Below are 13,302 nucleotides of genomic sequence, written 5' to 3'. Positions count from 1 at the left end.
CGACGAGGTTTATCTCCATGGCACTGACACGCGAACAGCAAATTGCGGCCCTTGAAAAAGATTGGGCGGAAAACCCGCGCTGGAAAGGCGTGACTCGCACTTACTCCGCCGCTGACGTGGTCCGCCTGCGCGGCTCGGTTCAGCCCGAGCACACCCTGGCGCGCATGGGCGCCGAGAAGCTCTGGAACCTGGTCACCCAAGGCGCCAAGCCGGCCTTTCGCCCGGAGAAAGATTTCGTCAACTGCATGGGCGCCCTGACTGGTGGTCAGGCCGTACAGCAAGTCAAGGCGGGCATTCAGGCAATCTACCTGTCGGGCTGGCAAGTGGCGGCGGACAACAACTCCGCCGAATCGATGTACCCCGACCAGTCGCTGTACCCGGTGGATTCCGTGCCGACCGTGGTCAAGCGCATCAACAACTCGTTCCGGCGCGCCGACCAGATCCAATGGAAAGCCGGCAAGAACCCCGGCGATGACGGTTACATCGATTACTTCGCACCGATCGTAGCCGACGCCGAAGCCGGTTTCGGCGGCGTCCTGAACGCCTACGAGCTGATGAAGAGCATGATCGAAGCGGGCGCGGCCGGCGTACACTTCGAAGACCAATTGGCTTCCGTGAAGAAGTGCGGCCACATGGGCGGCAAGGTATTGGTGCCGACCCAAGAGGCTGTCCACAAGCTGACCGCCGCCCGCCTGGCCGCCGATGTCGCCGGTGTACCGACCATCATCCTGGCTCGTACCGACGCCAACGCCGCCGACCTGCTGACCTCGGACTGCGATCCTTACGACCAGCCATTCGTGACGGGCCAACGCACCCAGGAAGGCTTCTATAAAGTCCGCGCCGGCCTTGACCAGGCCATTGCCCGCGGCCTGGCCTACGCGCCCTATGCTGACCTGATCTGGTGTGAAACCGCCAAGCCGGACCTGGGCGAAGCCCGCCGCTTCGCCGAGGCCATCAAGAAGGAATACCCGGACCAGTTGCTGTCCTACAACTGCTCACCATCCTTCAACTGGAAGAAAAATCTGGACGATGCGACCATCGCCAAGTTCCAACGTGAGCTGTCGGCCATGGGCTACAAGCACCAGTTCATCACCCTCGCGGGCATCCACAACATGTGGCACAGCATGTTCAACCTGGCACACGACTATGCCCGCAACGACATGACCGCCTACGTCAAGTTGCAAGAGCAGGAGTTCGCCGACGCCGCCAAGGGTTACACCTTTGTCGCGCACCAGCAGGAAGTCGGCACCGGCTACTTCGACGACATGACCACCGTGATCCAGGGCGGCTCGTCTTCGGTGACCGCACTGACCGGCTCGACCGAGGAAGAGCAGTTTCACTGATTCGGCTTCAGCGTTCTGAAGAGTCTCGTTCTGCTCTCCGAGCAACCGTCGGGACCGTCGAGGTCCCGGCAGCCGTGCCACTGAACGTGATCAACGACAAAAAGGCGAGCGTGTGTCTGGATGCTATTGCCTGATTGCCCCTCAAGAGCGAGGTACGCCGGCTCGGCGCACCTCGCATGCCCCATCCGGCGCTCGCCGAGCACAAGACTGCAGTTAATTGACGCACATAAAGTCAATAATCCGCCACAAAAATAAACAACTCGTAAACCTGATCAGAAAATATCATTTTTTTGACGTTTAGCCGATATACGGTCACAACTTTTCCGCTCCAACCTGTCATAACAGCACAAAAGCCGACGATATATTGGCGATTCGCGTGATTAGGTCAGGGAAAGGAGATAAATCATGATTTTCAACGTACAAGATTTTGGCGCAAAAGGTGACGGTATCACTGATGACACCGCAGCTATCCAGAATGCAATCGATGCGGCGGCCGCCGCTGGCGGAGGGCAGGTGTACGTGCCCTCCGGCACTTACATCGTGTCGGCCGGCGAGGAGCCTTCCGATGGCTGCCTGATGCTCAAAAGCAATGTGTACCTGTCCGGCGACGGCATGGGCGAAACCACCGTCAAGGTCGCCGACGGCTCCGACACCAAGATCACCGGCATTATCCGTTCGGCCTATGGCGAGGAAACCCACGACTTCGGGGTCAGTAACCTGACCATCGACGGCAACCGCGACCATACCACCGGCAAGATCGACGGCTGGTTCAACGGTTACATTCCCGGCGAAGAAGGCTACGACTCCAACGTCACCCTCGACAGCGTCGAGATCAAGGACTGCTCCGGGTACGGCTTCGACCCGCACGAGCAGACCGTCAACATGGTCATCAAGAACAGTGTGTCACACGGCAACGGCCTGGACGGCTTCGTCGCTGACTTCCTCAGCGCCAGCACCTTCGAAAACAACGTGGCCTACGACAACGATCGCCACGGTTTCAACGTCGTCACCAGCACTCACGACTTCACCCTCACCAACAACGTTGCCTACGACAACGGCGGCAACGGCATCGTCGTGCAACGTGGCGGCGAAGATATTCCCTCCCCCAACCACATCACCATCAGCGGCGGTGCGATGTACGGCAATGGTGCCGAAGGGGTACTGATTAAACTGTCCAGCGAGGTGACTGTCAGCGGCGTCGATATCCATGACAACGGCGGTGCCGGGGTGCGCATCTATGGCAGCAACAACGTCGATGTCACCGACAACACCCTCAATAACAACTCGCTGGGCGCCGCCGTCGCCGAAATCATCATCCAGTCCTACGACGACACGGCGGGGGTGTCCGGCAAGTACTTCAACGGCAGCGACAACACGATCCAGGGCAACCTCATCAGCGGCAGCAACCTGTCGACCTATGGCGTGGCCGAGCGCAACGAAGACGGCACCGACCGCAACGCCATTATCGGCAACACCATCAGCCACACCAGCCGGGGCGACACCCTGGTCTATGGCGACGGCAGCTATGTCAGCGACACGCTACCGATGATCACGGTACAAGGCACCGACGGCAACGACACCCTGCTGGGCAGCGGCGCCAGCGAGATTTTCTATGGCAAGGCCGGCAATGACATCATCAATGGCGGTGGCGGTGACGACATCCTCGTCGGTGGCGCGCACATCGATAAGCTCACCGGCGGTGCTGGCGCCGATACATTCCGTTTTGCCAATCAGTCCGACAGCTACCGCAACGCCGCCACCAGCTTCGACGACATCCTCAGCGACTTCGATGTCACCAAGGATAAGATCGATCTCGCCGGCCTTGGCTTTACCGGCCTGGGCAACGGTCGCGGCGGCACCTTGCAGATCAGTTACAACCCCGACAGCGACCGCACCTACATCAAGGATTACGAGCCCGACGCCAGTGGCAATCGCTTCGAGTTGATCCTCACGGGTAACGTCGCCGACACCCTCAGTGCCAGCAACTTCATCTTCAACCGGATCCTCACCGGCACCAGCGGCAACGACTCGCTGTCAGGCACCGACTCGGCCGACACCCTGCTCGGCCTGGCGGGCGACGACAGCCTCAATGGCGGCGCTGGCGACGACAAGCTCGACGGCGGCGCCGGCATGGACATTCTCACCGGAGGAGCCGGGGCGGATACCTATGTGTTTTCCAATCGCCTGGATAGCTATCGCAATTACAGTACCGGTGGCGCCATCGTCGACGACCTGATCACCGGCTTCGATGTCGGCGCCGACAGGATCGATCTCTCGGCCATGGGTTTTACCGGCCTGGGCGACGGCAAGAACGACACCGTCTACCTGGTGCTCAATAGTGCCGGGACCAAGACCTACATTAAATCGCTGACTGAAGACGCCCATGGCAACCGCTTCGAGGTGGCGCTGGACGGTAACTACCTCGGCCAATTGAGCAGCGCCAACTTCCTCTTTGCCAGCCCCTCGACAGTCAATCACGCACCCGTGGTGGCCACCCCGCTGGTGGACCAGGCAGCGACCGAAAACACACCGTTCAGCTACGTAGTGCCGGCCACCAGCTTTATTGATCCGGACAACGACAACCTCAGCTACAGCGCCACCCTGCTCGACGGTAGCGCCCTTCCCGACTGGCTGCTCTTCGATGCCGCCAGCCGTACCTTCAGCGGCACGCCCAGCGACACGGCGTCCGGCACCTACGCCATTCAGGTCAGCGCGACCGACGGCAGCCATGCCACGGTCAGCGACACCTTTACCCTTGCCGTGCAAGATGTGCCTGCGTCCCCCATTGTGATCGACGGTACGCCGGGCAACGACACCTTGACCGGCACCATGGCCAATGAGCAGTTGTTCGGCGGGGCCGGCGGCGACCTCGTCAATGGCGGCGCAGGCAATGACATCCTGGTCGGCGGCAGCGGCATCGACAAACTCACCGGCGGCGCGGGCGCCGATGTCTTTCGCTTTACCTCTCAACTCGACAGCTATCGTACCGAGACCACCGGCGCCAGTGACCAGATTCTCGACTTCAGCGTATCCGACGACAAAATCGATGTCTCGGCACTCGGCTATACCGGTCTGGGCAACGGCCGCGACGGCACTTTGCTGGTCACCTACAGCGCCGCGACCCACCGCACTTACCTCAAGGACCTCACCGCCGATGCTAACGGCAACCGCTTCGAAGTATCGCTGGCAGGCAATCTGCTCAACAGCCTGAGCGCCAGTCACTTTGTCTTCGCCGACCAGCACACACCCGGCAATGTGGCACCGGTGGTGAGCATACCGCTACTCGACCAAAATGCCACCGAACGCACGCCATTCACTTATACCGTCACCCATAACAGTTTCACCGATGCCAATCAGGATCAACTGAGCTATACCGCGACTCTCGCCAATGGCAGTGCCCTGCCCACGTGGCTGAGCTTCAATGCCGCCACCCTGACGTTCAGCGGCACCCCACCCAGCACTGCGGCGGGCGACTACAGTGTGCTGATCAAGGCCACCGATCCGGCTGGCGCCACGGTCAGCGATGGCTTCGAACTGACCGTGGCCGACGCTCCCACCAATACCCTGACCGGTACCAACGGCGCCGACACCCTCAATGGCACGGCCAGCACCGACCTGATCCTCGGCATGGGCGGCAACGATACGATCAACGCCGGTGGCGGCATGGACATCATCGATGGCGGCGCGGGGCGCGACGAACTGTCTGGCGGCACGGGGGCCGACACCTTTCGCTATACCAACGTGCTCGATAGCTATCGCGACTATGACGCGGGTGGCATCACCGCCACCGACACACTCACCGACTTCACCGTGGGCGTCGACAAGATCGATGTCTCGGGCCTGGGCTTCCTCGGCCTCGGCGACGGCAACCACGGTACGCTGTACCTCACCCTGAACGATGCCGGCGACAAGACCTACATCAAGTCCAGCGAGGTCGACGCCGATGGTAATCGCTTCGAGATCGCCCTCCAGGGCAACTACCTCAACACCTTGACCGCCAGCGATTTCGTGTTCGCCGAGCGCGCCCAACAGGATATCCTCTACCTGCCGACCCTCGGCCAATCCAACGCGCGCCTGATGCGCATGAGCGAAGACGACGATCAATCCGGTACTTCGATGCTGGTCAATGACCTGAGCAAGTACACCGACTATGACGTGCGCAGCCAGTTCGACGATGCCGACGGCAATGGCATCGACATCGCGGTGGGTGGCAGTACCGTCGACGGTTTGTCGACGATGAGCCCCGTCGAGCTCGAACTGTGCTGGTGGCTGACCGACATCCAGCAGCCCGGACCGGCGCTGTTGCGCGCGGTGGCGCTGCTGCAGGGCCAACTCACTGAACTTCAAGCCATCGATAACGTCACCATGGGCATCATCTGGGGCCAGGGCGAGGAAGCCGCGCAGGAGATCGCCCGTGCCAGCGACAAGCAGGCGGCCGCGGCGGCCTACAAGGCGGCGACGCTGGCGGTGTTCGACTACCTGCACGCACAATTGGGCAGCTTCAACGTGTACCTGATGGAGACCGGTCACTACCAGGCGGACGCGGCGCGCGCCCGTGGTTATTCCGAGGAGAAGATTGCCGGCATCGTCGAAGGGGTCGGCTATGTCCGGGCGATCCAGGAGGCCATCGCCGCCGAGCGCGGCGACGTCAAGCTGGCGGTGGACTACACCGACCTGCCACTGCGTTATGAAGTCGATCCGCTGGTGTATCCCGACGATGTCTGGCACTTGCACGAGGAGTCGGCGGAAATCGTCGGCCAGCGCCTAGCCGACTACATCGCCGATGACCTTGGTTTCCAGGGCAATGCTGACGATAACCACAGCGTGCAGGATATTTTCGACAACGCGCAGAATGAAGGCGGGCATATTTTCGGCACGGATCAGGACGATACCCTGGTAGGCGGCTCGGGCAACGACATACTGGACGGCGATCTCGGCGCCGATACCATGACCGGCGGTGACGGTAACGATATCTACGTGGTCGACAATGGGTTCGACAGCGTGGTGGAAAGCGATACTTCGGCCTCGCAGATCGATATCGTGCAGGCATCGGTTAGCTGGACCCTGGGCGCCAACCTCGAAAACCTGGTACTGAGTGGCGTGTCGGCCATTGACGGCACTGGCAATGAGCTGCGCAACTTCATTGCCGGCAACGCCGCCGACAACGTGCTCGATGGCGCCGCCGGAGCCGACCGACTGAGCGGTGGCAATGGCAACGACACCTACTATGTCGACAACCTCGACGATAGCGTGATCGAGACCAATGGCAATAAGGTGACGGGCGGTATCGACAGCGTACACAGTAGCCTGGCGGCCTACACCCTCACCAACAATGTCGAGAACCTCTACATCGACGCCAGTGGTTCCGCCAATGGCACCGGTAATGCGCTGGACAATACGCTATTCGCCGGTGCCGGCAACAACGTGTTGGACGGGCGTGATGGCCAGGATACGGTGTCCTTCGAACGGGCCTTGGCCGCGATTACCGCGACGCTTTCGACCTCTGCGCAACAAAACACCCTGGGCTCTGGGCTCGACACTTTGAAGAATATCGAGAACCTGACAGGCAGTGTCTACGCCGATAACCTGACGGGCAACAGCCGCGCCAACGTCCTGGATGGCGGCGCGGGAACCGACAGCTTGACCGGCGGCACTGGCGCGGACACCTACGCGTTCGGGGCGCTATCGCAGATGGGCGTCGGCGCGTTGCGGGATGTGATCAACGGCTTCAAGACCAGCGAGGGCGACCAATTGGACTTCACCGGCCTGGACGCCAACCCGCTGACTGCGTGCGTCCAGGCCTTCACGTTCATTGGCGCCAATGCCTTCGACACCGACAACGCCACCGGTCAACTGCGCTTTGCCGATGGCATTCTCTATGCCAGCCTGAATGCCGACGCCAGTGCCGAGTTCGAAATCCAGTTGGTGGGTGTCAAGGAACTGCACGCCAGCGACTTCACTGTCTGAACGAAAAAAGCCGGACACGCCCCGTGGCGAGGGCGTGTCCGGCACCGATTATCAAAACAGGCGTTGCACCTGCTCCAGGATCGCGCGATTCATCTGGCCGGTGCGGATGTGCAGGCTCACGTAGCTTTGTAACATGTCGAGCCGGGTGTCCAGCAGATCACGACGCGCCTGAAAGACTCGCTGCTGGGCATCCAGGACATCCACGGTAGAACGCACACCACCCTGAAGGCCTTTTTCCGTCGATGCCAGCGCCCGCCGATTGGACTCCACCGCCCGCTCCATCGCCTTGCTCTTGGCAAATCCGGCAACGACCCCCAGGTAGTCCGTCTCGATCTCCTCGGCCAATTGTTGGCGCTGCACATCGTATTCGGATCGAGCGCCGGCCAACTGCGCCTCGGCCTTGGCCACCGAGGCCCGTACCGCGCCGCCACGATACAACGGGATATCCAGTTGTACACCTATGTAATAGCTGTCCTGGCGCGGGTCGAGATCTTGATATTGGCGGGTTTCCCGATGGCTCAATTGAGTGGTCAGCGACAAGCTCGGATAATGCCCGGCGCGCTGACTGTCCGCCTGCGCTTGCGCCACGCTCACCGCCGCCAGCCTGGCGGCCAGTTCGGGGCTGGCCTCGTGGGCGATTGCCGTCCAGTAGGGCAAATCCCGCTCTGCTGGGAGCGGACTGCTGACGGCGAGTGCCTCGCGCATGGGCCAGATGTCGTCGACAGGCACACGGGTGCGCCCCGACAACGCCCGTAACGCCGCCACGCGATGGGCCGCCGCCTCGGCCTCTTGGGCCTCGACCAAATCGAGCCGCGCCTGGGCCTCGTCGATGTCGGTGATCGCGCCCTGGCCAGACTGGTAGAGCCGTTTACTCTGCACAACCAAGCCGCGAATAGCGGCCTTTTGCTGGACAATCAACTTGATCTCGTTCTCGGCCCGAGCCACATCGAAGTAGCCCTTGGCAACCCGCTCGAACAAGCTCTGGCCGGCAACGTCGAACTGCTGGATTCCCAGTTGGCCCCGCGCTTTGCCCTCCTGGTACGCCGCCCAGCGCACCGGGTCGTATAACGCTTGTTGCGCCGCCAGCGTGACGTTGTCGGCCTGGTAATCGTTGCTGTTGACATAACCGTTGTCGTCGCCGCCATCAGTACGCCCGCCTCGGCCGTAACGTGAACTCAGCGACACTTGTGGGTAGAGGCCGCCGCGCCCGATCGCTTCCTCCTGTTGCGAAGCCTCATAGGCGTGCGCCGCCGAGCGCAGCGTCGGATCGTTAAGGCGCGAGGCGTCGTAGGCGGCAGTCAAGCTCAAGCCGTCCACGCCAGCCCAGGCGGGATGGGCGGCCAGCCAACCGCTACACAGGCCCAACAGCACCCAGGAGCCATAACGATGACATCCGATCATGCTTATTCTTCCTTGAAGGCGGCCAGCAAGCGTTCGCGCAACGGCTTCATCAGGTAATTCATCAACGTGCGCTCCCCCGTCACCACGGTGACATCGGCGAGCATGCCGGGGCGTACCGACAGTCCGGCGGCCTGCAACGAGGCGAGGGTATCGGCGGGAATGCCGACCTTCGCGGCGAAATACGGCTGATGCGTCTGCTCATCGAGCAACTGGTCCGCCGACACGGTACTCACCGTGCCGGTGACCGTCGGCGTATCCACTCGTTGTAAGGCGGTGAAGTGCACGTGCACCGCCAGCCCCGGACGTAACTTATTGGCCAGCAACGGCGGGAAACGCGCGGTGATCGCCAGCGGCGCGTCAAGGGGCACCACTTGCATCAAACCTTGTCCGGCCTGAGCGACACCACCGACCGTATGAATGCTCAGGTCCATGATCTGCCCTGCTACCGGTGCGCGAATGGCACCGTTGTCGACCTCGAACCGCAGCGCGCGAATTTGGTCGGCAAAGCCCGCCGCTTCGGCGGAAACCTCACTGAGCTGGGTTTCGGCATCGCGGCGAAATTCTTGTTGCGCCTGCAAGACCTTGAGCCGGCTTTCATTGATGGCCTGGCGGGTCCTGCCGATATCGCCCATGCCCGAGGCGATCTGTCCCGCCAACTGGGCGGCGTTACGCTCGGCCTCGTAGAGTTTGTTGCGCGGGACGTAACCTTCACCTGCCAGATCGCGTAGCCCATCGAGTTCCTGCTGCTGGAACTGCATTTGCGCATCGTAATTACGCTTGACCCCTTCATAACCGCGCAATTGCTGCTGCAACGACGCCTTCTCGTGTTCGAGAATCTGCAAACGGCTGCCCAACTCCGCCCGTCGGGTCTCAAACAACTGGCTCTGCAGGGCCATAGAAGCCTTGACTCGCGGTTCGTCGGCACGCTCTAGCAGTTCGATGGGCCATGCGATTTCGGCGTTACCCAGGCGCTCGGCAATCAAACGTGCCTCGATCCCGCGATCATTGAGCAACTTGCCCAAAATCACGTCCAACTGCGACTGTGCCTGCACCGTGTTGAGCTGCACCAGTAACTGCCCCTGGCTGACGCGATCGCCATCGCTGACCAGTAGTTGTTCGACCACGCCACCGATCAATGACTGCACCGCCTTGCGCTCGCCCGCCACCACCACGGTACCGCTACCCACCACCCCCTGATCGAGCGGCGCCAGACAAGCCCAGAGCAAGGCACCGCCCAATGCCACCACCAGCAAGCCCACGCCATAACGGGCCGCGCCGCCGGCATCGGTGCTGGCTCGGGATAACGCCGGGACCTCGCTGTATATTGTCACTCCCGGAGTCAGATCACGCATCGCCGCCCGCCTCTCTGACCATCGCGGGCCGAGGCCCCGGCATCAGTGCTTTGAGCACCCGCTCCCGTGGGCCGAAGGCTTGTTGGGTGCCGTCCTGGAGTAACAGGATATGATCGACCACCGCCAGCACGCTGGGTCGGTGAGTGATCAGCACCACGGTACTACCAGCGACCTTGAGCGCGCTGATGGCCTGCACCAACGCCAACTCCCCGGCTTCGTCGAGGTTGGAGTTGGGCTCGTCGAGCACCACCAACGACGGATTTCCATACAGCGCGCGCGCCAGGCCCAAGCGCTGCTTCTGCCCACCGGAAAGCCCTAGCCCGCCAGAGCCCAGCGGTGTGTCGTAGCCCTTGGGGAACCGCAGGATCATCTCGTGGATACCTGCCTGGCGGCTGGCAGCGATGATCTTGTCGGCTTCCTGCTGACCAAAACGGGCAATGTTGTCGGCGACACTGCCATCGAACAGTTCGATATCCTGCGGCAAGTAGCCGAGGTGCGGACCCAAGGCATCGCATGTCCACTGGCTAATTTCGGCTTCATCCAGACGCACCGATCCCCCCATGGAGGGCCATACGCCAACCAACGCCCTGGCCAGGGTCGACTTACCACTGGCGCTGGGGCCGACAACGGCGAGCACCTCGCCTTTGTCCAGACTAAAATGGATGCCGCGCAGGATCGGCTGCAAAGCCCCTGGCGGACCGACATATAACTGCTCCAGGCGTACCGCGCCGGTGGGCGCGGGCAATGGCATGCGGGGGCGCCCTCGTGGATGCTGGACCAGCAACTGACTCAGGCGCTGGTAGCTCTGGCGCCCGCTGGTGAATTGCTTCCACGAGCCAATGGCGATTTCCACCGGTGCCAGCGCGCGGCCAAGCAGAAGCGACATGGCGATCATCATGCCCCCCGATAACTGGCCTTCGAGCACCAGCAGCGCCCCCAGCCCGAGGGACAGTGACTGTCCGGAAATACGTACAAAACGACTGGTCGCCGAGATCCGCGCACCGCGGTCGCTGGCATGTGCCTGAGCGGCGATGATTTGCTGTTGCAGCAGACTCCAACGCTGACGGAGCGGCCCGAGCATGCCCAGCGCCTGAATCACTTCGGCATTCTGCAAGGTACTATTGACGTAGGCTGCCGACTGCACACTCAGGCGATTGGCTTCGCCCAGGCACGCCCGGGTCGCCAACTCGCCCCACAGCGCCAGGCCGACCAATACCAGCGCGAGGAGCAGCGTCAACACCCCAAACCAGGGATGAAAAATGAACGCGATCAACAGGAAGATGGGCAGCCACGGCGCATCGAGCAAAGCGATCAAGCCTTGGCCGGTGATCAATTGCCGCAACGTGGCCAAGTCGCCAAGCACCTGCGCCGGATTGGCGTTGTGCTCGCGCAGGCCGCGAGCAAACGCAGCATCGAACAGGCGCTCGCCCAGAGCCTCGTCGATACCCGCGCTCATACGGATCATCACTTGGCCGCGCACCCATTCGATCAACGCGCTGAACATAAACAAAGCCAGGGCGATCAGGGTCAACATGAACAAAGTGGTTTCATTGCGGCTGGTGAGGACTCGGTCATACACCTGCATCATGTACAACGAAGGCACCAACACCAGCATATTGATAGCGCCGCTGAACAGCGCCAGCGACCAGAGCACTCGACGATAAGAGAGCAAGGCAGCATCAATGTCATGACGTGGATCGAGCAGCAAGCGCATGGAGTGTCATCCTGTCAAAGCAATAGTCACTTCTGAACGTAATGCACGACGAAGGAGCACTCGCCTCCCTCGCCACAGCGCTCGACTGCTGACGATATTATGTCGTTATTACCAGACCTCATTCGTAAAAGTCAAATCATTGGCGGTTAGCGGTTTACTCACTCCCTTTAGGGCCATCCGTGGCCAACCCGCAGGCGGATTGGAAAACAGCGGTAAGTGCGGCTTACCGTGAGATGTACTGGTCGCTCACATAGGGCGAATAGTCAGGAAGAACGCTCTCGATCTTGCCCTGCTCCTTCAGGAACCCGGCAGTTTGCGCAACCGCCTTGGCCGTGCCACCGCCCAACAGTTCGGCGGATATTTGCTCGGCGGCACCCGGAAACTGCGACCCCTCCAGCAGTTGCGGAATGTCGCTCGGATTGGCGCCAGTAAAGCGGGCGATGGTTTTCACCGGCTCGGAATCGACGGTCCATTGAGCCTTGTGCGCGTTGTAGTCGGCAATCGCCGACAGGCTCACCTGAGTGAACTTCTTCAGGATTTCTGGGTGTTTGTCGGCAAAATCCTTGCGAGCCACCCAGACTTCGAAGGTCGGTGCGCCCCATTGCGAGACTTCACCGGCGTCGGTAAGGATCTTTCCGTCCTTGCGGATTTCACCCAGCGCAGGCGCCCAAACAAAGGCACCGTCGATATCACCCCGCTTCCAGGCTGCGCTGATTTGCGCGGGGGACAGGTTGACCACATTCACCTGACCCGGCTTCAGGTTCCAGTGCTTGAGCGCCCCCAGCAGGCTGTAGTGAGAAGTGGAAACGAACGGTGTGGCGATGGTCTTGCCGATCAGGTCCGGTGGGCTGTTGATACCGCTGCCGTCGCGCACCACCAAGGCCTCGGAACTCTTGATCTGGGAGGTAACGATAAACGCCACCAGCGGAAATTGACGCGAGGCGGCGGCGGCCAACGGGCTTGAGCCCAGGTTACCGATTTGCAAGTCGCCGGAGGCCATGGCCGCAATCACCGACGAGCCGGTATCGAAACGGCGCCAGTTGATTTTTTCGCCGATGACTTTATCGAACGTGCCATCGGCAATGGGCACCTTGGTAGGGTCGATGCCGGTGATATAACCGATGGTCAAATCGGCGGCATGGACGCTCAGGGAAATACCGACGAGTCCCAGCAGGGTGATCAATTGACGGCTCAGCGATAAGACATTCATGAGGTGATAGACCTGCGAACGGGAGGGCGATGGTCCACTCTGCGGATGCGGGGCAAGGAAAGAACAAGGCTGGACATCCGACCGTGATCGTGGAGTGGCGTATCGGAGGCAGATTAAACGGTCTAAAAAGAAATTTTTAAATATTGTTTTGGACTTAGCTTAGAGAAGGGCCGACTAGGATCAGGCACGCCGAAATGGTGTCCGGTTGGACTTGCGCGCCAGCCTGGTGGTCTGTGTGGTTAGTTCTGTGAGTCCATTTCGGCGCCACCCGTCCCCGTCCTGCGCGGTTGTTTCTCGCCATAATCGGCTATGAGT

General features: G+C 61.2%; 6 protein-coding genes. 2 read left to right on the top strand and 4 right to left on the bottom strand.

Annotated elements, in window-relative coordinates:
- Positions 1 to 17: 17 nt before the first annotated feature.
- Both aceA and AWM79_RS14280 read left to right on the top strand, forming a co-directional pair.
- The gene (gene aceA / locus AWM79_RS14285) at positions 18 to 1,343 is read left to right on the top strand and encodes an isocitrate lyase (RefSeq protein WP_017132362.1); all 1,326 of its coding nucleotides are present in this window, start codon (positions 18 to 20) and stop codon (positions 1,341 to 1,343) included.
- A 405-nt stretch (positions 1,344 to 1,748) separates the two neighbouring features.
- Positions 1,749 to 7,310 carry a putative Ig domain-containing protein gene (locus tag AWM79_RS14280; RefSeq protein WP_060783115.1) on the top strand — a complete coding sequence of 1,854 codons (5,562 nt, stop codon included), beginning with the start codon at positions 1,749 to 1,751 and terminating at the stop codon, positions 7,308 to 7,310.
- A gap of 51 nt (positions 7,311 to 7,361) precedes the next feature.
- Here AWM79_RS14280 and AWM79_RS14275 read toward each other — a convergent pair whose 3' ends face one another.
- From AWM79_RS14275 to tauA, 4 genes are all read right to left on the bottom strand, one after another.
- Positions 7,362 to 8,711 (bottom strand): TolC family outer membrane protein, encoded by a 1,350-nt coding sequence (locus tag AWM79_RS14275; protein WP_060783114.1) that lies wholly within the window; start codon positions 8,709 to 8,711, stop codon positions 7,362 to 7,364.
- Between the two features lie 2 nt (positions 8,712 to 8,713).
- Positions 8,714 to 10,063 (bottom strand): HlyD family type I secretion periplasmic adaptor subunit, encoded by a 1,350-nt coding sequence (locus AWM79_RS14270; RefSeq protein ID WP_060783113.1) that lies wholly within the window; start codon positions 10,061 to 10,063, stop codon positions 8,714 to 8,716.
- The gene (locus tag AWM79_RS14265; RefSeq protein ID WP_060783112.1) at positions 10,056 to 11,777 is read right to left on the bottom strand and encodes a type I secretion system permease/ATPase; all 1,722 of its coding nucleotides are present in this window, start codon (positions 11,775 to 11,777) and stop codon (positions 10,056 to 10,058) included. Before AWM79_RS14265 ends, AWM79_RS14270 begins: the two co-directional genes overlap by 8 nt.
- 223 nt (positions 11,778 to 12,000) lie before the next feature.
- Positions 12,001 to 12,987, bottom strand: coding sequence for a taurine ABC transporter substrate-binding protein (gene tauA / locus AWM79_RS14260; RefSeq protein ID WP_060783111.1), 987 nt, complete (start codon positions 12,985 to 12,987; stop codon positions 12,001 to 12,003).
- Positions 12,988 to 13,302: the final 315 nt, after the last annotated feature.

It is taken from the genome of Pseudomonas agarici (genome assembly GCF_001543125.1).
In the GTDB taxonomy this organism is placed as follows: Bacteria; Pseudomonadota; Gammaproteobacteria; order Pseudomonadales; family Pseudomonadaceae; genus Aquipseudomonas; species Aquipseudomonas agarici.
This window is presented reverse-complemented; position numbering and strand designations above follow the sequence as displayed.